Origin of the sequence: Nakamurella antarctica, assembly GCF_003860405.1 — a bacterium.
Taxonomy (GTDB): domain Bacteria; phylum Actinomycetota; class Actinomycetes; order Mycobacteriales; family Nakamurellaceae; genus Nakamurella; species Nakamurella antarctica.
On record NZ_CP034170.1, the window covers coordinates 636,980 to 661,759 of the forward strand.

Genomic DNA, 24,780 nt, shown 5'->3' on the forward strand with positions numbered 1-24,780 from the left:
ACGACGGCAGGTGTGGTGCGCGCGATTACTGCTGGGGCGCGGGTTGGTTTTCGGCAGCAGATTCAGCGGGTTCCGGCAACGTGGGAATAAGGGCATTTATCAGGGCAATTGAGGCTGACGGTGCACCACCGCGCGCAGCGGCGAGGCCGAGTAGATAGCAGGTGAGAGGCCCCGCAATGCGCGTCACGCCGTGGGCGATATCCCGCGTGAGGCCCAACAGGTCGTTGCGCAGGTCTGCTGGGATCGAATCAGGTGGCAGCTCCAGCGCAGAGGTTGCATCGGCTAGCCAGTCTTCAAGGGTGCTCATGCGAGTCAACCTACCGCCGCGCCCTTCCTTGCTCAGACCCGGAGGCGGTCGGTGATTTCTGCAGGTGTCATTTCATGGCCCCCGCGCCGCAGGATTTCGTCCGCCATCTCCCCCCGTTGCTCCAACGCGCAGACAGCAACGGTGGATCCGGGTGGCAAAACCCCTCCCGGGCTCTGGCCGTCAAGAACTGCTTGCAGGGCAAGGAGCTCGTCGTCATAGACGGGAAGCTCAGTGAGACCGCCTTCCGCGGCGCCGGCGCGCCAGAGTGCGGGCAATTCGCCGACCTCTCGCCCTCGCAGGTATTTGGACTTTTCGGCGATCAGCACTCTGTCAGCCGCGTCTGCGGCAATTTTGCCCATAGCGTGGACGGCGTCGTCACTGCGGTCTCCAGGCGTCGAAACGAGCGCGACCAGTTCGCCGCCCGTGCGCGTAAATGCATGGCCGACAGCGAGGAGGGAGGCCACCGAGGCTTCGTTGTGCGCGAGGTCCAGGATCAGAGCTGTTTCGCCCAGGAGGTAGGTGTTGAGTCGTCCGGAATTGTGCGCAACGTCGCCGGCGAAGGTGGCCAGACCCGCACGGATGTTCTCCATATCGCAGCCGATTCCGAGGGCGGCCGCAATCGCTGCGAGAACATTCGAAACGTTGACCTTCGAGGAGCCACCCAGGGTTAGAGGTACCTCATTCACGGGTAACACCGTGCGAGGGTCCAGCCCGTGCTCCAGGACGACGATGGTCCCGTCGACGACGGTAATACCGCGCCCACCAGCCTCGAGAGCCTCTGCGAGATAGGGGTTCTCGCAATCAAGAGAATAGAACCAGGGTCGGGCGCGGCTCACCAGCCGCATCGCGGCGACTAATTCGTCATCGGCGTTAAGTACTGTCCAGCCACTGGGTTTGGTGATCCGAGCGACCACCGACTTGACCTCCGCCAGTTGTTCGATGGTGTGCACCCCGAGGGTGCCGAGGTGGTCGGCGCTGATATTGGTGATGACCGAAACGTCGTTGTAGGGGACACCGATACCGCGGAGAAGGATGCCGCCGCGCGCTGTTTCGGTGACGGCTACCTGGACGGTGGGATCGGAGAGCACTCGCGCGGCGCCACCGGGACCAGACCAGTCGCCGGTTTCGACGGTGACCCCGTTGATCACAATGCCATCGGTGGAGGACCATCCGGGCACGCGTCCGTCGGCCTTGATGAGATGCGAGATCAACCGGGTGGTGGTGGTTTTGCCATTGGTTCCGGTGACCGCGACGATCGGGACCTTCGGCCGCAGCACGGCGAGCACGGGCCCGGGGTTTAAGCCGCGAATCTGGTCGGCTGCGGCGCTGAGGGCAGCGGCCGGCTCCATGCGGCCACCGGTGACGTCAGAGAACACCTGCGCCACCGCGTTTCCGAATGCTTCGGCGATGTCTTGGTGGCGAAACGGGAAGGCGGCGATGACAGTTTCGTCGTCCCCGGGCCTGGAAACGGCAGCGAGCCTGCGCCGAGTCTTGGACGCCACTTTGCGAACGACAGCCGCGGCAAGTTCAGCGGCAACCTCCAGCCGAGCGGGAGTTCCCGGCAGTCCGACGGCGTGGCCGCGGACGCCCAGAGCTCGCTGCCAGCCCAACATCACCTCGGAATCAGCGGCCATCGCTGCGGATGCGTCAAGGGTGAGCTTGACCGCCGGCCGCGGAAAGTAAAGGTTCGGGCCGGTGAGGACGCGAAGTTCCACAGGCGAGCCAGTGGGCGTCATCGGCCTGCCTCCCCATCTGGCTGTAATCCCGAATCCATCCGGGACCGCGAATACTCCAACAGGAAACCAAGCGCGCTCATGCTGATCCTGACTCGTCCATAGCGCGTGACTGTAATGAAAGTCGCCGACATTGTCAGCAGTGGGCGGCACCGAGCTTCCTGCGCAGTTCAAAGGTGCTGATCAGACGGGGAGGTAGCAAGGCCTTTCGTCATTGGGCGTCTCAGGACTTCCGCCACCTTGCACTCTCACCCCTCGAGTGCCAGAATTGGAACTGGCACTCTCCTTACGTGAGTGCCAGTTGAATCGATGAGGCAGCACACCGGCGCGGCGGTTTGGAGTTCGCGTCCAGGGGCCGCCGTCCGTCGCGGGCATCGGCTCAACTGCATCAACACACAAAAATTATGGTGTCACTCCGCCTTCGGCAGTTCTGTCGGATGCGGTCACCGAACCTGGAGGACTAAACCTCATGGCAAAACTGATTGCCTTCAACGAGGAAGCGCGCCGCGGCCTCGAGCGTGGGATGAACATCCTCGCCGACGCTGTCAAGGTCACACTCGGGCCGCGCGGCCGCAACGTCGTGCTGGAAAAGAAGTGGGGCGCCCCGACAATCACCAACGATGGTGTGTCGATCGCCAAGGAAATCGATCTCGAAGATCCCTACGAGAAGATCGGTGCCGAGCTCGTCAAGGAAGTTGCCAAGAAGACCGATGATGTGGCTGGCGACGGCACCACCACCGCGACCGTCCTGGCACAGGCTCTGGTCCGCGAAGGCCTTCGCAATGTCGCAGCTGGCGCCAACCCGCTAGGACTCAAGCGCGGCATCGAAAAGGCAGTGGCGGCCATTTCGGCTCAGCTACTGGCCGATGCCAAGCCGGTCGAGACCAAGGAGCAGATCGCTGCTACCGCCTCGATCTCCGCTGCTGACACCTCCATCGGCGAGCTCATCGCCGAGGCGATGGACAAGGTCGGCAAGGAAGGCGTCATCACCGTCGAAGAGAGCAACACGTTCGGCCTCGAGCTGGAGCTCACCGAGGGTATGCGCTTCGACAAGGGTTACGTCTCCCTGTATTTCGCCACCGACCAGGAGCGTCAGGAAGCGGTTCTCGACGACCCGTACATCCTGCTCTTCGGCGGCAAGATCACCAACGTCAAGGACCTCCTGCCGATCCTGGAGAAGGTCATGCAGGGCGGCAAGCCGCTGCTGATTATTGCCGAAGACGTCGAAGGCGAAGCCCTCGCGACCCTGGTCGTCAACAAGATCCGTGGCACCTTCAAGTCCGTCGCCGTCAAGGCACCGGGCTTCGGAGACCGCCGCAAGGCCATGCTGCAGGACATCGCGATCCTGACCGGTGGCCAGGTCATCACCGAGGACTTGGGCCTCAAGCTCGAGACCGCCGACATCTCCCTGCTGGGCTCCGCCCGCAAGGTTGTCGTCACCAAGGATGAGACCACCATCGTCGATGGTGCAGGCGATGCAGAGCAGATTGCTGGTCGCGTCAACCAGATCCGTAGCGAGATCGAGAAGTCAGATTCGGACTACGACCGCGAGAAGCTGCAGGAGCGCTTGGCCAAGCTGGCCGGCGGCGTTGCAGTCATCAAGGCCGGAGCTGCCACAGAGGTGGAGCTCAAGGAGCGCAAGCACCGCATCGAAGATGCAGTGCGTAATGCCAAGGCAGCCGTCGAAGAGGGCATCGTCGCGGGCGGTGGTGTCGGACTCCTGCAGGCGGCAAACCGTGCGCTCGCAGATCTCAACCTCGAAGGCGACGAGGCCACCGGCGCGAACATCGTTCGCGTTGCAGTCGAAGCCCCGTTGAAGCAGATCGCGATCAACGCTGGCCTCGAAGGTGGAGTAGTGGCCGAGAAGGTCCGCAACCTCCCCGCCGGACAGGGCCTCGACGCCGCGACCGGTGAGTACAAGGACCTGATCGCGGCTGGCATCATCGACCCGGCCAAGGTCACCCGCTCGGCACTGCAGAACGCTGCATCCATCGCCGCGCTGTTCTTGACCACCGAAGTTGTGGTTGCGGAAAAGCCGGAGAAGGCACCGGCCATGCCGGGTGGCGACGGCGGCGGAATGGACTTCTAAGTCCAACCAGCGCTGCGAGATTCACCACGAAGCGGGCCCGGGTTCATCACGAACCCGGGCCCGCTTTGCTGTGCTGTGGGTTGCGGGCCGAGCGGGGGTTGCGGACCGAGCGGTGCGACGTGGGTAAGAAAGACGGTGGTTGCGGGCTATAGCCCACCGCTCGGCGGTCAGAAAGAGACGCACCTAGCTCCAGTACTTCTCGATATTCTCCGCCGAGATTAGCCCGGTGAGGGGTGTCATCCCGCTGGGCGCAGTGGGGTCGGCTTGGGCCAGCGCCGAGGTCACGGTCGCCGGCCTGTTGGCGGAAACCACCCGGCCCGGGTCAGACGCCCCGAGCATGCTCTCCAAAGAAGCCGGTCCAATGGTGCTGAAGGCACTCCTAATACCCTCTCTGGTCAGCGAAGACCCTTCGCACGCGGCGGTGAGGAGTCGTTGCCAGGCTGCGCCAGCCGCGTACCCGGAGAAGGTCATCGGTCCCGGGGAAGATATCCCCTCCGCGAGCAAAACTTTCGCCACGGCAGCCGCGCCCGGATGGTCTGAACCGTAAGCGGGTGTCGGGAGCATCACCTGCAGATGAGCGGCCGAAGCGGCCGAAAGCAGGGTCGGGTCGTACCCATTGACGTCAGTCACGACCAAGGTCGAAGCGGGCAGCGCAGCGGCCAGGTCCGCAGTGGTTGCCGGAGCGGCAAGGGAAAAAACAACAGGCAAGCTCGGAAAATTCGGGGGTGGCGTCTTGCCAGTCGCAGCAACAATCACGTCGATTCCGGCCGAGGCGGCATACCAGCGCAGACCCGCGAGCGCATCCTGCGCTGCCGGGCTTTCGTCGCTGATGACGCCAATCGACTCTGCCGCACCCACCGCCTTCGCCTGCACCAAGTGATCAAGCGTGTTGATAGCCATCACATCTCGCGTCGGGCCGATCACCACTGGGCTGGTCTGGAAAAGGTCAACGGCGATTCCGGCGACCGCCACAGCGGGAATCTGATCCGCACTCATGGTGCGGGCAACGCTCGACCGCGCGGATTCATTTTCCACGCTCATGACGAACCCTAAAACTGACGGACCCATCTCCAGGTATGCCGCCTGCACGTCAGACCCACCGGTATCAATCCTGACCTTCCGCCCGCATACGCCGCCATCGTTGTTAACGGAGCTCGCCCACAAGCTCAATCCGCTTGAAAAGCCTCGGTCTCCGCCAGCGTCCACGAGGGCGCCAATGGCAATCTCGGTGTTCGAAACACCCGGACCAGTAGCCACACCCGGCTGCGTCACCGGTGCCTGAGAGGTCGGGCTGGCCACTGGACCGGGCTGCAACTCGCTTGGCAGAACCGTGGAGGTCGCGAGGGGGTCGCCAGCATCGCGAGGCCCGGTACATGCGCTGGTCGACATGGCTGCCGTAATCACCAGGGCAGAACACATCAGCATCGTCTTCCACACTCGACGGCGCGGGAGCGTAATCACGTCCTCACGGTAGCGTGCTGACCGCTGTCGCAGGCGCCTGCAGCTGCTCAAGCGCCGACGTAGGTGGCCAAATACTGCGCCGTGGTGGTGGACCCAGCAGCTATCAAATCTGCCGGGGTTCCCTCGAAGACCACCCGACCACCATCGTGGCCAGCCCCCGGTCCAAGGTCGATGATCCAATCCGCGTGCGCCATTACCGCCTGGTGGTGCTCGATGACGATGACGGACTTTCCGGAGTCAACGATTCGATCCAGCAACGCCAGCAGGTTTTCGACATCTGCAAGGTGCAGCCCGGATGTCGGCTCGTCCAGAATGTAGACCGCGCTGGCATTGCCCTTGTCGACCAGCTTGGCGGCCAGTTTGAGTCGTTGCCGTTCGCCGCCGGATAGAGTCGTGAGCGGCTGACCAAGGCTGATATACCCCAAGCCCACGTCTACCAGACGTTGCAGGATGCTATGTGCAGCAGTGAGTTTCGCTTCGCCCCCGCTAAAGAATTCCTCCGCTTCGATCACGGACATCGCCAACACCTGGCTGATATCCCTTCCGCCGAAGGTGTATTCGAGCACAGATGCTTGAAACCGATTGCCTTCGCACACCTCGCAGATGGTCGACACCCCGGCCATCATTGCAAGGTCGGAGTAGATGACGCCCGCGCCGTTGCACTGGGGGCACGCACCCTCCGAATTCGCGCTGAACAGTGCGGGGGTAACGCCATTGGCTTTGGCGAATGCTTTGCGGATGGGGTCGAGTAGACCGGTGTACGTCGCGGGGTTACTGCGACGAGAACCCTTGATGGCAGCTTGATCAACCGACACCACCCCGTTCCGATGAACGATCGACCCGTTGATCAGCGAGCTCTTCCCCGATCCAGCCACACCTGTGAGAACTACCAACACACCCAACGGAATGTCCACGTCAACATCTTGAAGGTTGTGGGTGCTGGCCCCGCGAATTTCGAGTGTCCCCGTCGATGTGCGCAGGAGTTCCTTCAGCCCCGCCCGGTCGTCAAGGTGTCGGCCAGTGAGCGTCTTACTCGATCGGAGCGCGGAGACCGAGCCCTCGAAAACAATCTCGCCGCCTTCGGTTCCCGCGCCGGGGCCGATGTCGATCACATGGTCGGCGATGTCGATTACTTCCGGCTTGTGTTCGACGACGAGCACCGTGTTGCCCTTGTCCCGAAGTTGCAGCAGCAGCAGGTTCATTCGAGCAATATCGTGTGGGTGCAGACCTATGGTGGGTTCGTCGAATACGTAGGTAACATCAGTGAGTGATGAGCCAAGGTGTCGAATCATTTTGGTGCGCTGGGATTCTCCGCCGGACAGCGTCCCCGAAGGGCGGTCCAGTGACAGGTATCCGAGACCAATGTCGACAAAAGAGTCCAACGTGTGTGCCAGGGATTTCAACAGCGGAGACATCGATGGTTCGTCGAGCGATCCCACCCACGCAGCGAGGTCGGTGATCTGCATGGCGGAAGCATCCGCGATGTTGACGCCGGCGATTTTTGACGATCTGGCGGCCTCGGAAAGCCGCGTTCCCGAGCATTCGGGGCAGAGGGAGAACGTGACCGCCCGTTCGACGAACGCGCGAATGTGCGGCTGCAGCGAGTCGATATCCTTGGTGAGATAGGACTTTTGGATCGCTGGAATCAATCCCGAATACGTGAGGTTAATGCCATCCACCTTGATCTTGGTGGGTTCTTTATGCAGCAGGTCCGACAGTTGTTTCTTCGTAAAGTTTCGAATCGGCTTGTCCGGATCGAAGTATCCGCAACCGCGAAAAATCCGGCCGTACCAGCCATCCATGCTGTACCCGGGAATTGTCAGTGCACCCTCGTTGAGGGACAACGCGTCGTCGTAGAGCGCGGAAAGATCGATGTCTGTGACGCTGCCACGGCCTTCGCAGCGGGGGCACATGCCACCGGTGATGCTGAAGCTCCTGCGTTCCTTGACGGTTTCGCCGCCTCGTTGGATGGACACCGCGCCAGCGCCGCTGATGGACGCCACGTTAAACGAATACGCCTGCGGTGATCCGATATGCGGTGTGCCCAGGCGGCTGAACAGGATGCGCAGCATCGCACCGGCGTCCGTTGCGGTACCGACCGTCGAGCGGACGTTGGTCCCCATTCGCTGCTGATCAACGATGATCGCGGTGGTCAGTCCGTCCAGCACGTCCACATCGGGACGATCCATCGACGGCATGAACCCTTGAATGAACGCACTGTAGGTCTCGTTGATCATCCGCGTGGACTCGGCAGCGATCGTGGCGAAAACAAGCGAGCTTTTGCCGGAACCGGACACTCCCGTAAAGACCGTCAACCGACGTTTTGGGATGTCGACGTTGATATTTTTTAAGTTGTTGACTCTGGCGCCCTGTACGCGGATCCGGTCGTGGCTATCTGCCAGGTGAGGTGCCTGGCTCTCAGCGATCGCCTTCGTCATCATCAGTGCGCGTGATGTTTAATGGCGTCAGAGTCGCGGTCCACCACCAGAGTGAACTTCTGGTGGTCGGCTAAATCGGTAATTGCCTCGGCCTCCATGGGACCGAAACGGTCTGCTGTTAAACCCGATTCGCCGCTGGCGATGATCCCGGCGAGGATCAACCTGGCCATCTCTGGCGCCACATCCGCCTGCTGCGCCAGCTTTCCAATCGTTGTCACCATCGTGGACTCGTCCGAGTGATAGATGAACGCGTGCAGCACCCCGTCGACGAGCTCGAAATCCGATGGCTCTCGGCTCTCGAGGAGTTCGTCCTTCTCTGGGTTTGTCAGCGGCAGCAGATCAACCGGGTCGGGTACTGGGTCGAGCAATTCCAGCACACCGTCGGATTCGACCAACAGGTTCCAGTCGCACAGCAGGTCAATAAACTCATCCACGGTGGTGACCGCGAGCTTCGGGGAGCGACTACCGAGCTCACCCCAGTTCGCGCGCTGCGTACGCTCACCTTCCAAATACGCGTCGTACCCGCCTTCTTCGGCGAGTTCAAGGTCTGCCGCAGTTTCCGGATCGGCGACCAACCACAAAGGGTCGGAGTCGAGTTCGCGGTAGCCGTGCTCTTCAATATTGAGGGCGATGGACTCGGCGAGTTCGGCGCGGGTGAAGTGCAACCCGCGAGCAGCTTCCGTGATGCTAAACAGCACGCTGGGCGCGATGCTGAACCAGCCGAGCGCCAGCCATTCGTCGAAAATGCCCTCCGCGGCAAGGTCTTCCTCGGTTACTTCGTCATCATCATCGAAGTTCTCGTCTGTGGTGTCCTCGTCCACGGTGGCCTTATTCACAGCCGCGTCATGAGAGTCGTTGGTGCCTTGGCTCATCGTTACTGCTCCTTCGGTGCATCGGGATCGGGTAACGCTGGTCCGAGAAGATCGTCAGCGTCAACAATCCGATAGGCATAACCCTGTTCGGCAAGGAAACGTTGTCGATGAGCAGCGTATTCGGTGTCCAAGGTGTCGCGGGAAACTACAGAATAAAAGTGTGCCTGCCGACCGTCACCTTTGGGGCGGAGCAGCCGGCCCAGCCGTTGCGCTTCTTCCTGACGCGACCCGAACGTCCCCGAAACCTGAATGGCCACAGTCGCTTCCGGAAGATCGATGCTGAAGTTCGCAACCTTGGACACGACAAGGGTGTTGATCTCCCCGTTCCGGAAAGCGTCGAAGAGCCGTTCGCGCTCGGAATTGCGCGTGGATCCTTGGATGATCGGAGCGTCCAACTCGGCGCCCAACTCCTCCAACTGCTCCAAATAAGCGCCAATCACCAGCGTCGGTTCACCCACGTGACGATCCAGAATCGATTGCACCACGGGCATTTTCGTCCGGGCCGTGGCGGCGATGCGGTACTTCTCCTCCGGTTCGGCGATGGCGTATCCGAGTCGCTCGGCATCGGTCAGCGTGACCCGTACCTCGACACACTCGGCTGGAGCTATCCACCCCTGCGCCTCAATGTCCTTCCAAGGGGCGTCATATCGCTTGGGTCCGATGAGCGAAAAGACGTCGCCCTCGCGGCCATCTTCGCGGACCAGAGTCGCGGTCAACCCCAGGCGACGCCGAGACTGCAGGTCCGCCGTCATCCGAAAGACGGGCGCAGGTAACAGGTGCACCTCGTCATAAATGATCAGGCCCCAATCGCGGGAGTCGAACAGATCCAGATGACGATATTCGCCGCCCGACTTGCGCGTCATCACCTGATAGGTCGCGATGGTGACAGGGCGGATTTCTTTGCGTTCGCCGGAGTATTCGCCGATTTCCTCGTCCGTGAGTGATGTGCGGGCAATGAGCTCGCGACGCCACTGTCGGCCGGAAACGGTGTTGGTCACCAAAATAAGGGTGGTGGCACCGGCTTTCGCCATTGCGGCCGCTCCGACCATCGTCTTCCCGGCGCCGCACGGTAGGACCACCACACCGGAACCACCGGCCCAGAACCCATCTACCGCCTGCGACTGGTAATCCCGAAGCTTCCACGTTGATTCGTCCAGCCGAATGTCGTGCGCTTCGCCGTCGACGTAACCGGCTTCGTCCTCGGCGGGCCATCCGACCTTTAGAAGAATCTGCTTGAGGTTGCCGCGCTGCGAAGGGTGGACCACAACGGTGTCGGCGTCGATCCGGGCGCCCAACATCGGAGCAACCTTTTTGTGCCGCAAGATCTCCTCGAGCACCATCCTGTCGTTCGAGACCATCACCAAACCCTGACCGGGAACGGTGCGAAGGACCAATCGGCCGTAACGCCCCATGGTGTCCACAATGTCGACCAGCAACGCTTGCGGCACGGGGAATCTCGACCAGCGGACCAACGCGTCCACGACCTGTTCGGCGTCATGGCCGGCGGCGCGGGCGTTCCACAGGGCGAGCGGCGTGATGCGGTAGGTATGGATGTGTTCGGGGGATCTTTCCAACTCTGCAAAGGGCGCGAGCTGTGCCCGAGCGGCCGAGGCGTCGGGGTGGGAGATCTCGAGGAGAACGGTCTTGTCGGACTGAACGATCAGTGGTCCGTCGGTCACGGGCTTCCTTGCTTGATATCGATCGAACTTGGATTGACGCGGCGAGAAAGGTCCGCGCTGGTGCATGCGCTGCCAGCAGGTTCAACACCGCGGGGTGTCGGATCATTACCGGCGATCTTCCAGTGTGCCCTAAACGGCGCGGCCCAGCTGCGCGAGAGTGTGGTGGTGTCGCACCTACCTATCCACGGCAGCGCCACTGCCATCGCGGCAGCGCCAGCGCCATCAGCGCCATGGATATATTGACGACATGGAAAAGGGCGGGATTACTGGCGGCCCCCCGCGCGCCGAACTAGGCGCGTCGCCTCGCTCGGGCCCCGGATGGAAGGCCATCGAGATTGGTCCCGGCGGCCTGGACCCGGCGCGGATGCGACCTATCTACTCTGCTCCTACCAACCCTGTTGCCGTGCATTCTGTTACTGCCGCACCGAGCGGGGATGCGCCAACGGTTGCGCGGCACGAGAAGTTTGCCCTGTACGCCCACGGCAGCCAGGAGCTGGCGCCGCTCTCGCGCTGGCAACGAATCCGCAGCTCCGAACACCTGGCGACCGGCGTGATCGCGTCGATCGTCCTCGTGTTGGTAGTCGCGGTCGTCTGGGCAACCGCAGCCGCCTCCAAGAAGGTGGTGGATAAGATCGCGGTCGGAGAGTGCCTCTCTGATGGGGGCTTCTCAGTGTCGGAGGTCGGCTGCGAAACGGTCGATGCCTCCTACCGCGTCGTAGAGCGGATAGACGACAGCTCCGATTACACCCGCTGCGACAATGCGTTCGCCGACGCGGTCCTCTCGGCCGAGTCGGCGATCTTGTGTGTGAACTACGTGGTGCGCGTGGGGGACTGTCTGCAAATGCGCGAGCGATCCAAGCTGGGAACCCTTCCCTGCGGCAGCGCCAATGCCAGTGATGTGTACGAGGTGACGGCGGTTCTTGGCAATACCGTGGACTCCGCCGATTGCCCGGCTGTAACGGATCAGGTGCTGGTTCATCCCAAACAATTTGAAGTGATTTGCCTGCGGGCCGTGAGGTAGCGGGCTTCAGGCCTCGTCGGCTGGCCCAGCATCCTGGATGCCCACGATGCGGTGAACGGCGAAGGTTCTCATCTGCTTGCTGAGCCGGTCGAAAGCCGAAATGGTGCCGCCCGAAATGGCGAGGGGTTCTATGAGTCTGCGACTGGTAGCGCCCTCGGTGTTGACATACTCGATCCATACGCTGCCCCGGGCAGTCGCTGCGGCTCGCAGCTCTGCCAAAGCCTCCGTCGGTGATTGGACGCTGACGAGGTTGGAGCTTTCGGCAAATCTCATCCGGGCGACCAACGCGGCGAGCTGTTCGTCATTGGGCGTTGCAGGTTCGCGCCACCGTTGATGCGTCACGAGAGGGGGTTTGGCTCGTGTCACTGTCGCTGGCTTGGTCAAGATGGCGCCGAATTCGTCCTCGGCGGCGGGGGCGAGCCCAGCCTTGCGCAGCTCGACGATCAGCTCATCGAGGCTGGTCCTGGTGATGGCGACGGTGGGGGCGAGCTTACGCAACACTATTCCCACGCTGGCCATGTGCGCGATCGCTTGATCCACCATGACGGTGTCGTCGCATCGCAGGTATGCCTCGCTGTGGCCTGTTCGCAGGACGCCATGCCGGCGGGCCACATCATCAATCAAATAGGTCAAAGCCTGTGGAATGGGGGTGCTGGAATGGTGGTCGAAAAGTTGGTGCAACTCCCCGCGCGAGAGGCCGGTGTCGAGCGCGCGGCGGATGCTCGCGGGGGTCACGCGGTACACGGTGGCGGATCCGGCGGATTCAACTTCGGCTGCCGCGGCCAGCCGGAGCGCCAAGATCGAGGTCAGCCGCCCAGGGGCGATAACGGTGAGGTCGGCTTGCACGAGGAAAGTTTCCAGCGGAACGGGAAGCGATTTCGCCAGCGTCGATGCCACATTCTCTGAACCCTCCAGGAGCGCCCGGCCCGCGCTGCTCAGACTGTTGAATGCCACGATGCCCATAGTGGTGGCTTGACCCAGCACGGTACTGACCACCCGATCACGCCGGTCCGCTCCGCGCAGCGGCGCCTCCCAGGCAAGAACTTGGCCGAGTTGCTCTGGGGTCCACCCGGAACCGGACGGCAGAGCGGCCAGCGGCGCCAATACCCAACGGCGGTCGGCTGGTCCACGCAGCCATGTCAGTTCAGGCGTCAAGATCCCCAAGATCTTGTCGTTGATATCCCTCTTGCCCGCCCGCGCGGGGTCGCGCCGCAAATCGAGCCAGACCTGGACAATTGCCGACCAAGCCTGTTCGTCGGGGGAGGCGAGCCACTCGTCTGCGGTACTGGTGGCAGCCCAGACTTTTAAGCCGCGATTGACCAGTGCGGGGGCGCCAGTGATCAAGCCGCCTGCAGCGAGTACTTCCAGGTAAAGGCTGACCTGAGATTCGTCGGCGCCGAGTTCTTTGGCCAGCTTCTTGCTCTCGCGGATGCCGAGGCCGCCCGCCTTCAGCACCGCGGGCGGCTGCGCAGCCAGCAGGTCTAAAGTGCGATGAAGTTGCCGCAGCAGCTCCAGTGATTGACCCGCCGCGGTGCCGTCAACCGGGTCCTGACCCACAGTGGCCGGATCGGGGCGCACCGGCGCAGCGACAATGGCACCCAACGGGGACTTGCCCCGAAAATGCAGGCCAACTTCGCGAGGGAGTTCAACGCTCCCCGAACCCCTGCTGATCAACAGATCGATGTTTATCAAGTCTCGAACGATGGGCCCGATAGCCGCGCCCGCGCCGACGGATCCGACTGGGGGTCCTTGCGCAAGTCGCTCCAAAATTGCCAACCCGCGTTCGGGGACCGAGGTGAGTTTGGTAGCGACCGATGCAAAGTCCAATGACGTTTCAGGCCCCAGACCCCCGGGGTACGGGCCGAGCGCCTCAGCTACCGACGCGGGAACATATTTGTACGTGCTGCCCCTTGCGAGCGCTAACTTTTCCAGCTCTACCAGCGCCAGCGTGATCTGCTTTTTAGCGGCGCTGCGCCCCAAGAACGCAGCCACCTGAGCTGGCGTCACCGGCTTCGTTGGTGCGCCGAGAACAACGAGCGCGGTCAGGATCTGCACTTCGAACTGGTTGAGATTCTCCATCGCCCGCCACACCGACGGCGGGGTATCGAGTCGCCTAGCCAGGGAAGCCAAGTCGGTGGGTGCGGGCACGGCAAGATCCGGCCGGGCGCGCAGCAACCCAATCAGCTCTGGTTCACCCAGGCCGCGCAGCCAATCTGTGGTGGTGGACATCAACGTCAACGATAGTGGGCCGTCGCCGGAGTGGGTGACTGTGCAATCCGGGCAACGCCCGTCTGGCACCAGGCAGTGGAGTAGGGGACACTGGAAACACGCAGTGCACGAACAAAACTTTGGAGGACTCGGTGGCAGGTAAGCGCAGCAAGGCAGCGGGCGTCGGAGTCGACCCGACATGGCCGGCAGCCGATGACGGTTCGCATCCCGTGAGCGAACTCAATACCGATCGCCAGGGCGCGTTGTCCCCTTTCGGCGACGTCACCTTTCCACTTGACCCGGCGGATCTGCCGTACGTTCACCCCACCACGGTTATTAACCGCTAAGTCCAGCGCTTGGCCCGTGGACCGCTCAGGGCGCGTGTTGCAGTCCGATGTGCGCTGCCCGAACGTGTTGGTGTGACAGGTGCGCCTGCCGATGCCGACTACTATCTTCGGCAGTGCTTGCGGCGTCATCAACTTCGGAAGCGTCGCGCTTTCACACACAAGGAGAACAACTCGATGGCCGTTCCCGGTCCTGGATATTCGATCACCATGCGGATTGCAGCCCCGCCGTCGGCGTCTGCGGCCGGAGATCTGACATCCGAGGTGGGGCGAGCTGGTGGCGTTATCACCGCCTTCGACGTGGTGGAGTCGACCGGCACCCTGATGGTGGTCGATCTCTCGTGCAACGCGCTCTCGCAGGAACACGCGGACGAGATCAAAGCCGCCGTCAACACACTCGAAGGCGTCACTGTCCGCAAGGTCTCTGACCGAACTTTCCTCGTGCACCTCGGCGGCAAGATCGAAGTGACGTCGAAGGTGCCGCTGCGAAATCGCGACGACTTGTCCCGCGCTTACACCCCCGGGGTTGCTCGCGTGTGCATGGCTATTGCGGCCAACCCCGATGACGCGCGTCGGCTGACGATCAAGCGCAACACAGTCGCGGTGGTTACAGATGGCACCGCCGTTTTGGGCCTCGGAAATATCGGACCGGCCGCAGCCCTTCCCGTCATGGAGGGGAAGGCCGCGCTGTTCAAGCGTTTTGCCAATGTGGATGCGTGGCCGGTCTGCCTGGACACCACCGATGTCGACGAAATCGTCCGAACCGTGGAGATTCTCGCGCCGGTGTACGGAGGGATCAACTTAGAAGACATTGCGGCGCCGCGGTGTTTCGAAATCGAAGCCCGCCTCCGCGCCAAGCTCGACATTCCTGTCTTCCATGACGATCAGCACGGCACAGCGATCTGCGTGGTCGCCGCTTTGCGCAATGCACTGCGTGTGGTTAAGAAGGACATTTCGAACTGCAAAATTGTGGTTTCTGGGGTCGGCGCTGCCGGAAACGCCATCATCAGGTTGTTGTTGCTTCAAACACCTGCGGATGTTGTCGCGGTGGATATCAAGGGCATTGTGTATCGGGGTCGGGATGGAATGGATCCGAATCTGGCCGACGTCGCCGCAAAGACGAACCACACCAACCAGTCTGGGACGTTGAAGGACGCTATTGCTGGTGCCGATGTGTTTATCGGCGTCTCCGCCCCGAACATTTTGGTGGGCGACGATATCGCGACCATGAATTCGGATGCGATCGTGTTTGCCCTGGCAAATCCGGACCCCGAGATCGATCCATTGGAAGCGCAAAAACATGCCGCAGTTGTTGCAACCGGCCGCAGCGACTTCCCTAACCAAATCAATAACGTGTTGGCATTCCCCGGAGTATTCCGCGGGTTGCTGGATGCGGGTGCCCGGATAATCACCGACAGCATGCTTCTCGCGGCGGCAGAGGCGATAGCCGATGTCGTTCAGCCGGAGCAGTTGAACGCCTCCTTCATCGTTCCCAGCGTCTTCGATGCAACCGTTGCTCCCGCTGTCGCCGCAGCAATCGTCCGCGAAGCCGCCGACGCGCGCGAACACGTGACGCACGAGGGATTGTCGTCGGTTGCGCACACGAGCGGCGCTACTCCTGACGTCGAGGGCTTCCTCGAATGACGAGCCCTGGCGCGCCGCCAGTGGGCGGGGCGCCAGCGCTTACCCACGTGGATTCCCACGGTGCGGCGCGGATGGTGGACATCACCGATAAGCAGCAGTCAGCGCGACAGGCTGTCGCGACCGGCGTGGTTCGGACTACGACGGAAGTGGTTGGACTTTTGCTCACTGACGGATTGCCCAAGGGCGACGCGCTGATGACGGCGCGCATCGCCGGCATCATGGGTGCCAAACGGACTTCGGATCTGATCCCGCTGTGTCACCCGATCGCTATTTCCGGTGTGACGCTTGACCTTTCGGTGGGTTTAAGTGAGATCGTCATTACCGCCACGGTGAAAACCACCGGGCAAACTGGAGTTGAGATGGAAGCGCTCACAGCGGTGTGTGTTGCCGGGCTGACGGTCCACGACATGATCAAGGCGGTCGACCCGGCCGCAGTTCTCGACGCGGTTCGGGTTGACCGCAAAGAGGGCGGAAAAACTGGGCTGTGGACCCGACCGGAAGGCCGCTGATGGCGCACCGGGCTGTCGTTATCATCTCCTCCACCCGGGCCGCTGCCGGCATATATGACGACGCGACGGGTCCGAAGATCAGCTCCTGGTTGCGCGAGCGCGGCTTTGAGGTCGAAGACGCTCTCGTGGTTTCCGACGGCGCGCCCTTTGGTGCCGCGCTGAAAACCTCGGTGCTGCAGGGTCCCGCGGTGATCATCACCTCCGGCGGCACGGGGATCAGCCCCACGGACGTGACCCCCCAGCTGACGGCAGCGCTGCTCGACTACGAAATCCCAGGACTGGCAGAAGCTATCCGTCGCTACGGGGTGGGAAAGGTTCCCACTGCCGTACTTTCGCGGGGCGTCGCTGGGGTCGCGGGTCGCACACTCGTAGTGAACCTGCCGGGCTCGAGCGGCGGCGTTAAAGACGGTCTTGCCGTCCTCGACCCAGTCCTCGTTCATGCCGTTGATCAGTTGGCCGGTGGTGATCACCGGCGCACCGAAGGCCAGGACACTCCGGGCGGCGTTGATGGCGATGGCGGTGTAGCGATACCCGGTGGCCGCGCCGAAACTGAGCAGCGCTGATGGCGGGACGGGTAGCGCTGTCAGGTGTCACGGACAGCTTGCTGAGCCTCACCGATCATGTCGACGCAGTTGCTGACCCCGCTGCGGGCGCGACTGTGTCTTTCTCCGGAGCCGTTCGAAACCACGACCACGGGCGCGGCGTTGCCGAGTTGGAGTACCAGAGCCACCCCACGGCCGCCGCGATCGTCGCCTCGGTCGCCGCCCAGATCGCGGCCCGAGAAGGTATTATCGCCGTCGCCGTGACCCACCGGGTCGGCAGGCTGAATATTGGTGACATCGCCATCGTCGCAGCGGTTTCGAGCGCGCACCGGCGTGCGGCGTTCGATGCCTGCGCCGACCTCGTGGATGAAGTGAAGAAGCAACTTCCGGTATGGAAGAGGCAGATTTTCAGCGACGGCAGTGACGAGTGGGTCGGCAGCGCCTGAGATTTAGGCCCTGCGATAGGGAGGTTAACAGGCCTTGCGCTGAAACATTTCTCGCCGACGCTTTTGTGGATGCTGTGCGCGGGGCCTACGGTCAATGAGTTCAAGACTCGCTCCGTAGGCGGAAGCACCACCGAACTACAGTGACCGCCGCCTCAGGAGGCGTAACTGCGGGTGCCGTTACGCGTATTTCCTGTCCATCGAACGGTGCGAGAGTAGCGGTGATCCACGCCCATGGAGCAAATCCGTGGTGAGAATGAGAAATGGCCGTAACCCATTGGGGTCACGGCCATTTCTCGCTACGAGAGTTACAGTTTTGGTCCAGGAATGGCGAACGGCAGCTTCTCGCCAGCCTTTTGGGCGTTGAGAGCTACGAAGTAGAGGAACGCAATCGACAGGACGATCGAGGCCCAGATACCAAAGCCCGGTCCGCTGGAAGAATTCGAGCCCATGTCCAGCATGGAGCCGTAGGTGATCTTGCAGGTGGCCAAATCAGTTCCGCTCATGCCGGAGCACACGGAATCCAAAGCGTCTTGCGCCGCGCTGCTCGCGCTGTAGCTGTAGCTGGCAAAGATTTGGATCAACGCAATGATGTACAGCAGTACTGCGCCGGCGGCTGCGAATACAAGATAGAGCGGACGGACTTCCTTTTTCAGCAAGCCCATTGTCAGCTGCAGTGCGTAGACAACGGTGACGGCAACGACCAGCAAAGGTGCAAGCCACCACCAGTTGTGCCAGCCTCCAACGCTGTAACTGGCAGAGGCATAGCTACTCGACACCCAGCCAAAGAAGCTGAAGATGAGCAATAACAGACCTAAGCCGACGACAATCCAGTCACCGGTGCCTACTCGAGACAGGTCGACCGACATCTGCTTTCCGGAGGGAGGTGGGTACCCCTGGCCGGGTGCGGGGTACCCCTGGCCGGGTGCGGAGTAACCAGCTTGGCCGGGAGCGGAGTAACCAGCTTGCGGGGGCGGGAAGCCCTGGCCGGGTGCGGGCGGCGGGAAACCCTGTTGTCCCTGCGGGGGCGGGAAGCCCTGGCCGGGTGCGGGCGGCGGGAAACCCTGTTGTCCCTGCGGGGGCGGGAAGCCCTGGCCGGGTGCCGGCGGCGGGAAACCCTGTTGTCCCTGCGGGGCGGGAAGCCCTGGCCGGGTGCCGGCGGCGGGAAGCCGCTGGGGTTAGAAGCGGACGGATCAGGCACTTGCCCGCCCGTCGCCTGCCAGTCAGACGGCGGCTGAGACATACGTACCTCCAGTTTGTGGGGCGTTACCCAATGGTCTCTTAAGGTCCGATTGATGCGCTTTGCGTACATCAGTCGAGGCTAAGGATAGACCGCCTAGTGAGGTTCGTGTGAGAAGTACGCCAAACCATTACAAACAGTTCAACAAGGAGTACAAGCGTGTTGCTGGCGCTACCGCAACACTCCTGCCCTAGCCGCCAGCGAAGGGCGGCAGTACATCGATGGCTTGGCCGTCGAACACAGGGCTCGTAACCCCATGCACCGCCACCTCATCCAGCAGGAAACTACACCGGGTCAGCACTTCTTTCAGGTCAAGCCCATGGCGCCGCACTGCGACGGCGAGCGCGGTTTCGACAGTGAACGGGGCATGTACGACGACGTATTCTTCGTCAAAACCCACTGCCGCGCGTGCGGCGGCGAAGTAGCGGATGAGAACCTTCACATCCGCGGTTGCAGCAGTCATTTCTCAACCCCCGATCGCGGACATCGGACGGTCAGGCTGGAGAAAAGACGGGTCGTTGATCCCGTGACCTGGAAGTTTGGTCCACATGCCACCGCGCCAAGCAGCGGCGATCTCTTCGTCATGAGCGCCGGACCGTAGGAGTGCGCGCAAATCGGTTTCGGTACTGGAGAACAAACAGTTGCGAATCTGGCCGTCGGCGGTGAGCCGGGTCCGGTCGCAGTCTCCACAAAACGGTCGCGTCACGGACGCAATGATTCCCACGGTTCCACGATCACCGTCCACAGTGAACAGTTCGGCAGGAGAGCCTCCCCGTGCCCCGGCATGCGGTGCCAGCGTGTACCGCGCAGAAAGCAGTTCGGTGATCTCATCAGCGGTGACCATGGTGCTGCGGTCCCAACCGTGTTGCGCATCCAACGGCATCTGCTCGATAAATCGAAGCTGATACCCGTGCTGAAGACAAAATTCGAGTAGGTCAAGAGCCTCATGGTCGTTGACGCCGCGCATCAAAACCGCATTTACCTTGACCGGCAGTAAGCCGGCGTCGGCCGCAGCGGCAAGCGATGCGATGACGTCACCGTGGCGAGGACGACGCGTGAGTTTCGTGAAAGTCTCCGGGTTCATTGTGTCCAAGGAGACGTTAAGTCGATCGAGCCCGGCGTTCTTCAGGTCTACCGCTTTGCGCACCAATCCAAGACCGTTGGTCGTCAGAGACATCTCGGGTCGGTTTGTGAGCGCTGCCACCGATGCGATGAGTTCCACAATGCCCTTGCGCAGCAATGGTTCCCCGCCCGTGAAGCGCACTTCGTTAATGCCCAGCAGATCAACGCCGAGCTGGATCAGTCGCAGTAGTTCGGCGTCGTTGAGCACTGATTCGTTCGGCAGCCAATCTAGGCCTTCGGCTGGCATGCAGTAAGTGCAGCGAAGGTTGCAGCGATCGGTCAGTGATACCCGCAGATCCGTTGCCGCCCGGCCGAATCGATCGATGAGCCCGTCCGATGGTGGCCTGTCGGCGGTGGGTAGATCCTCGAAAAATCCCGGATCGGTGCTGCTGGTGCCCACCGGGCCGCAACTCGTCGAGGAGACGGGATGTGCTGGTGCGCCAAAAGTGGGGACACCCAACGCGACAGCAGCCATAACCCCACACTAACCGGTACCCGGGACTGGACTGATGCATGGCGAGGTTCCGCATGCCCGTGGACGAGCAGGCGTGCCCGAGACGAAGGCCCGACCCGGCACGGGAATTTTCTGTCCCCATGCGCACCATCTGGTCTCGGCGAGGCCTCAATCCCGGGTTGGGTGGGGTATTTGAGCCCGATCAGGGATAACGTGAGGAGTATGTGGACCGAAGCTGACCGTGACAATTGTTTTCGCCGTGTGACAGGTCTGGTGGCTCATCTGCCCCAAACGGAGTCCGGGCGCTGGCACTCGCACTTCAAGGTCTCTGTTGCGGGGAAGCGTTTTGCGTCAGTGCTGGTAGATCACCACGGCGATGGCCGCCTCGCACTTACCTGCAAGGCAGCTCCAGGCGAACAGCAAGCCTTGGTAGAGGCAGACCCTGCCCGTTACTTCGTCCCGGCCTATGACGGCGCCCACGGCTGGGTTGGCGCCTTGCTAGATCCGGAAACCGACCCCGATTGGGATGAGATTTCGGCCCTCCTCGTTCAAGGCTGGCGTGAGGCCGCACCGGTGACGCTGGTGCGGACCTTGGACGCCAGCTCTTAAACCTCTGCCTTCCGGCGCTACGAGGGTTTCCAGCGCTACGAGAGTGCTGGAATTACCTCTTTCTCAAACATTTCTATTCCCGACGTGTCGTAAGCAGACTCGGCGAAGTAAGTGATCGCGTACGTCATCCCCGCGTCCTTGAGCGCGGTGAGGTTCTCCACAATTTGTTCCGGTGTACCAAAGGCGGGCATCCCTCTGAGTCCGGCGATCGTCTCTTCGATTTTCGCAGACGGCAAGAACCCGTCCATTCGATCCCGCATCCGCGCTAACCGGTCTTCGACCTCGCGCTCGGTGGCGCCGATCACCACGTTGTAGTTGGACGAGCGAGTGATTGCAGCAAAGTCTGTTCCAACGGTTTCGCAATGCTTGCGCAAAAGAGCCGACTTGTGTGTGAACCCCTCTAGCGTGCCGTCGAAGTTCGTGTACTGGGCGTACTTTGCTGCCAGCTTCAGCGTCACTTTCTCGCCACCGCCAGCGATCCACAGCGGAACCCCGCCGGGCTGCAAAGGCAACGGATGACAGAGCGCGCCGTCGACCTGGTAGTGCTTGCCAGCGAAGGTCGCCTCGCCGTTTTCCCAGGCCTGCTTCATAATCTGGACGCCCTCATCCAACATCTGAAGTCGGATTTTGGCCTCGGGGAAGCCATAACCGTAGGCGCGCCATTCGTGCTCGTACCAGCCAGCGCCAATGCCCATCTCAAGGCGACCACCGCTGATGTGGTCGATCGTTGCCGCGACCTTTGCCAGGTACATCGGGTTTCGATAACTCATGCACGAACACATTTGCCCGAGTCGAATGCGATCTGTGACGGCCCCGAAAGCCGACATCAACGACCATGCCTCGTGTGTCGCCTCGTGCGTGGGCTGTGGCACCGTGTGGAAGTGGTCGTACACCCACAGCGATTCCCACGGACCCGCATCTGCCCGCTGCGCCAGCCTTTTCATCGTGGGCCATTGCTCGGCAAGGTCGATTCCGACGAGGTCCATCCGCCAGCCCTGCGGGATAAAGATTCCAAATTTCAGTGAGGTCATAGCCACACGCTAGCGCGCCGGGGCGTGTGCGCGTCCGGTGCGGTGCCCTCCCTGCCGCCTGCCCCTTTGGCGTATACATGGCCCATGACATTTTTTCGGATCAGCGAAGCAGCTGGCTTGCTCGGCGTCAGCGACGATACCGTTCGACGATTAGTCGAAAGTGGGCAGCTCACGGCAACTGTGCCCGAAGGTGGCGGCCCGAAGTTACTCGACGGCGTAGAACTTGCCGGCTATGCCCAGCGCGCCGCGTCGGCGACGCAGGATCCCAGCGCGGTCGGCCGTAGTGCCCGAAATCGTTTCGTGGGTGTGGTCACCAAAGTGACTGCGGACACGGTGATGGCTCAGGTCGAGATGCAGTGCGGCCCACACCGGGTGGTCTCGCTAATGTCTAGCGAAGCCGTCCGCGAGCTTGGCCTGGAGGTCGGAACGCTGGCCGTGGCCGTCGTGAAGGCCACCACCGTCATCGTTGAAACTCCCTGATCCTGCTTGTCGGTCCCAGCGTCGATGCCCACGTGCGAACGGTCGATGCCCACGTGCGAACGGTCGATGCCCACGTGCGAACGGTCGATGCCCACGTGCGAACGAGAGAGCCCGAGTGCGGTGCCTCGCTTATCGGGTACAACCTAGTTTTGTCATCGGCGCAAGAAACTCGGTGCGCTCTAGGCGCGCAGTTCGCGCCCGCTAGGGGGTCGCGGACGCGGGCCGGACTACTGCCTTGGTTTGATACCCGCCGACCCGTTCGGATCGGCGGCAGGGGCTGTTGGGTAGCTCGACATATCTGAATGCGTGATGGTTCTCACGCCGACCGTAACGTCTCGGTCTCCGTCTGGTCTCAGGGCTTACCTATTCGGGTCTGCGCACCCCACCCGAAGGTACGTTCTGAGGGTGAGTTTCACCATCGGCTTTGACCTCGATATGACGTTGATCGACCCCAGGCGGGGCATGATCGCGCTTTTCGACGTGATTGCTGCCGAGAGCGGCATCCCATTGGACGGAAAGGCTTTCGCCGCGAGACTAGGGCCGCCTCTGGAGCAGGAGTTCGCCCGCTATGACCTCCCGTCAGCAACCGTGACTGCCCTAGTCGAGCGATTCCGCGAGCTCTACATCGACATTGTGATCCCGCAAACCATCGCTTTGCCCGGTGCGCTGGCCGCAGTCCAGGCGGTGCACGACCGAGGCGGGCGCGTCATCGTCGTGACCGGAAAGTACGGGCCCAATGCCATCGCGCACTTGGATGCGCTGGGAATGAAGTACGGCGCCGTGATCGGCAAGCTGTGGGGCGAAGGCAAGGCCGCAGCATTGCGTGAACATCAGGCTGAGGTGTACGTCGGTGATCATATTGGGGATATGGCTGGTGCCCGGCAGGCGGACGCGATGGCTGTCGCCGTGGCAACCGGTCCCATCAGCGCTGAGAACTTGGCAGCAGCCGGGGCGGATGTGGTGCTGCGCGACTTAACGCAGTTTCCCAGGTGGCTTGATTCCTACCTTCTGGCCACGGTTCACTAAATCTGGCGAAGCCTGCATTTCAGTGAGTCGAGCCATTCGAGTCCCGGTCGTCGTTCCGGTTCTCGCCCCTAAGCGCTTGCGAAGCGCGCCTTTTCGCGCCAAATTTCCTTCTGTTAGCTTTGTCTTTCTGGTCAGCAGCTACCGCTGCCTCGGCACGAGCTACCAACGCGGGGCTGGCTCGTCGCGTTTCCTTAACTACCCCGACCAGGCACACGCCTAGGCCGACGGGCGCGAGCATACACATCACGTTGAGCCAGACCGGAAGGTTCTCGCTGCCGGTGAAAAACAAGGCTAGATCCACCGCGATGGCGACCAATCCCACCGCGAAAACAGCGAGTCCAACCTTGACCAGCGGCGTCGCGTTCCCTCGTCCGGCAGGCCTGTCATGGGTACCTGGCGGGGGTGTACTCGAGGCGCTCACACCGGCCAGCCTAACCGAGAAAACTGGTCGCCCACCCGAGCGCCGGAGCATTACTGTTAAGGAAACGCAGCACACAAGTAGGCTGCGTCGGATTGACCCCGAGCGACGTCTCAAGGGTTGAGTTCGTATCCGCAATCCACTGATAGTCAAGAAGATAGGTGAGCATCGTGCCCAGCGGCCGAGTGAAGTGGTACGACGCCGAGAAGGGTTTCGGCTTCGTATCCCAGGAAAATGGCGATGATGTGCACGTTCGTGCCTCTTGTTTGCCAGCTGGCGTGGCGGCTCTGAAGCCTGGCCAGAAGGTGGAGTTCAGCGTTGCCGATGGACGTCGTGGTCCGCAGGCGCTGCAGGTCTGGCTGGTGGACGCCCCGCCGTCAGTCGTAGCTGCTGTGGCGGCTGCCAACAGGAGGCCGGCCGACGAACTGCATGGCGTCCTCGAAGACGTCATTAAGCTGATCGATTCCAAAATTTTGCCCGAACTGAGTCGAGGCCGGTATCCGGACAAGGCCACCGGAAAGCGAATCGGCGACCTGCTGCGCGCTGTCGCGGGCGAGCTGGACATCTCTTAGCGTCATCGAGCTATCAGCGCCGCCATCTCCCCGGGAGAAGGCGGCGCTGACTGCGTTAAGCGGCTCTCACCTAGGCGGGAGTTACTTCCAGGACCCACAGCTGCGCGGGGGTGTACTCAACACCCCCATCAGTGCCAGCGATGGGGACCAACACCTGAAGGTCAATTTGCGTGATCGACTTGCCCCGCGGCGGCTTGACTACGTAGCTGTAGGTCTTCTCCGTGCGCGTGATCGAGGTGCGCTCGGACTCGTCGCCGTAGGTGACCACCAAAGTCCAGGGGGCGTCGTACAAGCCGCTGGGAATGTTGACTTGGACCCCGTCGCCCGGCCGCAGGGCCAACTTCGCGACAGGACCGTTAAAGACTGGGCAGTCGGGTTCAAGGGTGGCGTTGATATTGCAGTACAAGGCGGGCCCAACGTCGACGGCTTTACCGTTGGCGTACCAGGTCACGGACGGTATCGACGGTGTGCACGCGGTGAGACCGACACTCGCCGCGGCCAGGAAAACCGCTGCCAACGTGCGGCGAATTCGAAGCAT

Annotated in this window: 24 protein-coding genes; 11 read left to right on the top strand and 13 right to left on the bottom strand. The window is 62.0% G+C overall.

All coding sequences use genetic code 11. The annotated features are described in order from the left end of the window. Positions 1-25 precede the first annotated feature (25 nt). Both EH165_RS02785 and EH165_RS02790 read right to left on the bottom strand, forming a co-directional pair. The gene (locus tag EH165_RS02785; protein WP_124797928.1) at positions 26-307 is read right to left on the bottom strand and encodes a DUF6457 domain-containing protein; all 282 of its coding nucleotides are present in this window, start codon (positions 305-307) and stop codon (positions 26-28) included. A 32-nt stretch (positions 308-339) separates the two neighbouring features. Continuing rightward, positions 340-2,043, bottom strand: a complete 1,704-nt coding sequence (locus EH165_RS02790) for a Mur ligase family protein (protein WP_124797929.1) — start codon at positions 2,041-2,043, stop codon at positions 340-342. A 466-nt stretch (positions 2,044-2,509) separates the two neighbouring features. On the opposite strand from EH165_RS02790, the gene groL reads away from it, so the two are divergent. Continuing rightward, positions 2,510-4,129, top strand: coding sequence for a chaperonin GroEL (groL, locus tag EH165_RS02795; protein WP_124797930.1), 1,620 nt, complete (start codon positions 2,510-2,512; stop codon positions 4,127-4,129). Positions 4,130-4,312: 183 nt separating this feature from the next. On the opposite strand, the gene EH165_RS02800 is transcribed toward groL, so the two are convergent. Genes EH165_RS02800 through EH165_RS02815 form a run of 4 tightly spaced genes read right to left on the bottom strand, consistent with a single transcriptional unit; the run spans position 4,313 to position 10,579 of the window. Further along, a complete protein-coding gene (locus EH165_RS02800; RefSeq protein ID WP_124797931.1) occupies positions 4,313-5,590 on the bottom strand; it encodes an ABC transporter substrate-binding protein in 1,278 nt (425 codons plus the stop codon). 47 nt (positions 5,591-5,637) lie between these two features. Beyond that, on the bottom strand, positions 5,638-8,031 hold the full coding sequence (locus tag EH165_RS02805; protein ID WP_124797932.1) for an ATP-binding cassette domain-containing protein: 2,394 nt from the start codon (positions 8,029-8,031) through the stop codon (positions 5,638-5,640). Next, entirely contained in the window at positions 8,031-8,900 is an 870-nt protein-coding gene (locus tag EH165_RS02810; RefSeq protein WP_124797933.1) for a DUF6042 family protein, read from the bottom strand. The genes EH165_RS02805 and EH165_RS02810 overlap by 1 nt, the downstream gene beginning before the upstream one ends. 2 nt (positions 8,901-8,902) lie before the next feature. Beyond that, positions 8,903-10,579, bottom strand: a complete 1,677-nt coding sequence (locus EH165_RS02815; RefSeq protein WP_124797934.1) for a DNA repair helicase XPB — start codon at positions 10,577-10,579, stop codon at positions 8,903-8,905. Positions 10,580-10,826: 247 nt separating this feature from the next. Between EH165_RS02815 and EH165_RS02820 the strand changes: the two genes are divergently transcribed. Then, positions 10,827-11,600: an LppU/SCO3897 family protein gene (locus EH165_RS02820; RefSeq protein ID WP_124797935.1), complete on the top strand. Its 774-nt coding sequence runs from the start codon at positions 10,827-10,829 to the stop codon at positions 11,598-11,600. A gap of 6 nt (positions 11,601-11,606) precedes the next feature. Here the strand turns inward: EH165_RS02820 and EH165_RS02825 are convergent, their stop codons facing one another. After that, a complete protein-coding gene (locus EH165_RS02825; RefSeq protein WP_164479096.1) occupies positions 11,607-13,829 on the bottom strand; it encodes a helicase-associated domain-containing protein in 2,223 nt (740 codons plus the stop codon). 131 nt (positions 13,830-13,960) lie between these two features. Here EH165_RS02825 and EH165_RS02830 point away from each other — a divergent pair, with 131 nt between their 5' ends. The 5 genes from EH165_RS02830 (at position 13,961) to EH165_RS02850 (ending at position 17,293) form a co-directional block, all read left to right on the top strand. Beyond that, positions 13,961-14,155 carry a hypothetical protein gene (locus tag EH165_RS02830; RefSeq protein WP_124797937.1) on the top strand — a complete coding sequence of 65 codons (195 nt, stop codon included), beginning with the start codon at positions 13,961-13,963 and terminating at the stop codon, positions 14,153-14,155. 174 nt (positions 14,156-14,329) lie between these two features. After that, positions 14,330-15,796, top strand: coding sequence for an NAD-dependent malic enzyme (locus tag EH165_RS02835; RefSeq protein WP_124797938.1), 1,467 nt, complete (start codon positions 14,330-14,332; stop codon positions 15,794-15,796). Further along, the gene (moaC, locus tag EH165_RS02840) at positions 15,793-16,305 is read left to right on the top strand and encodes a cyclic pyranopterin monophosphate synthase MoaC (RefSeq protein WP_124797939.1); all 513 of its coding nucleotides are present in this window, start codon (positions 15,793-15,795) and stop codon (positions 16,303-16,305) included. Before EH165_RS02835 ends, moaC begins: the two co-directional genes overlap by 4 nt. Next, complete coding sequence (locus tag EH165_RS02845) at positions 16,281-16,868, top strand: MogA/MoaB family molybdenum cofactor biosynthesis protein (protein ID WP_239020672.1); 588 nt, start codon at positions 16,281-16,283, stop codon at positions 16,866-16,868. Before moaC ends, EH165_RS02845 begins: the two co-directional genes overlap by 25 nt. After that, entirely contained in the window at positions 16,868-17,293 is a 426-nt protein-coding gene (locus EH165_RS02850) for a molybdenum cofactor biosynthesis protein MoaE (protein WP_124797940.1), read from the top strand. The genes EH165_RS02845 and EH165_RS02850 overlap by 1 nt, the downstream gene beginning before the upstream one ends. Before the next feature lie 305 nt (positions 17,294-17,598). Here the strand turns inward: EH165_RS02850 and EH165_RS02855 are convergent, their stop codons facing one another. The 3 genes from EH165_RS02855 to moaA all read right to left on the bottom strand — a co-directional run bounded on the left by EH165_RS02855 (position 17,599) and on the right by moaA (position 20,127). Next, on the bottom strand, positions 17,599-18,159 hold the full coding sequence (locus EH165_RS02855) for a hypothetical protein (RefSeq protein ID WP_124797941.1): 561 nt from the start codon (positions 18,157-18,159) through the stop codon (positions 17,599-17,601). A 561-nt stretch (positions 18,160-18,720) separates the two neighbouring features. Then, positions 18,721-18,993, bottom strand: a complete 273-nt coding sequence (locus EH165_RS02860) for a MoaD/ThiS family protein (RefSeq protein ID WP_124797942.1) — start codon at positions 18,991-18,993, stop codon at positions 18,721-18,723. Between the two features lie 3 nt (positions 18,994-18,996). Further along, positions 18,997-20,127 (bottom strand): GTP 3',8-cyclase MoaA, encoded by a 1,131-nt coding sequence (gene moaA / locus EH165_RS02865; RefSeq protein WP_124797943.1) that lies wholly within the window; start codon positions 20,125-20,127, stop codon positions 18,997-18,999. 201 nt (positions 20,128-20,328) lie between these two features. On the opposite strand from moaA, the gene EH165_RS15310 reads away from it, so the two are divergent. Continuing rightward, entirely contained in the window at positions 20,329-20,715 is a 387-nt protein-coding gene (locus EH165_RS15310) for an MmcQ/YjbR family DNA-binding protein (protein ID WP_164479097.1), read from the top strand. 35 nt (positions 20,716-20,750) lie between these two features. Here EH165_RS15310 and EH165_RS02875 read toward each other — a convergent pair whose 3' ends face one another. Continuing rightward, positions 20,751-21,737 (bottom strand): LLM class F420-dependent oxidoreductase, encoded by a 987-nt coding sequence (locus EH165_RS02875; protein WP_124800258.1) that lies wholly within the window; start codon positions 21,735-21,737, stop codon positions 20,751-20,753. A 93-nt stretch (positions 21,738-21,830) separates the two neighbouring features. Between EH165_RS02875 and EH165_RS02880 the strand changes: the two genes are divergently transcribed. After that, positions 21,831-22,226 (top strand): TOBE domain-containing protein, encoded by a 396-nt coding sequence (locus EH165_RS02880; protein ID WP_124797945.1) that lies wholly within the window; start codon positions 21,831-21,833, stop codon positions 22,224-22,226. A 405-nt stretch (positions 22,227-22,631) separates the two neighbouring features. Continuing rightward, positions 22,632-23,252: an HAD family hydrolase gene (locus tag EH165_RS02885; protein WP_124797946.1), complete on the top strand. Its 621-nt coding sequence runs from the start codon at positions 22,632-22,634 to the stop codon at positions 23,250-23,252. A 19-nt stretch (positions 23,253-23,271) separates the two neighbouring features. Here the strand turns inward: EH165_RS02885 and EH165_RS02890 are convergent, their stop codons facing one another. After that, positions 23,272-23,673 (bottom strand): hypothetical protein, encoded by a 402-nt coding sequence (locus tag EH165_RS02890; protein ID WP_124797947.1) that lies wholly within the window; start codon positions 23,671-23,673, stop codon positions 23,272-23,274. Between the two features lie 167 nt (positions 23,674-23,840). Here EH165_RS02890 and EH165_RS16630 point away from each other — a divergent pair, with 167 nt between their 5' ends. After that, the gene (locus EH165_RS16630) at positions 23,841-24,242 is read left to right on the top strand and encodes a cold shock domain-containing protein (RefSeq protein WP_124800259.1); all 402 of its coding nucleotides are present in this window, start codon (positions 23,841-23,843) and stop codon (positions 24,240-24,242) included. 70 nt (positions 24,243-24,312) lie between these two features. Here the strand turns inward: EH165_RS16630 and EH165_RS02900 are convergent, their stop codons facing one another. Then, positions 24,313-24,780 (bottom strand): DUF2771 family protein, encoded by a 468-nt coding sequence (locus EH165_RS02900; RefSeq protein ID WP_239020766.1) that lies wholly within the window; start codon positions 24,778-24,780, stop codon positions 24,313-24,315.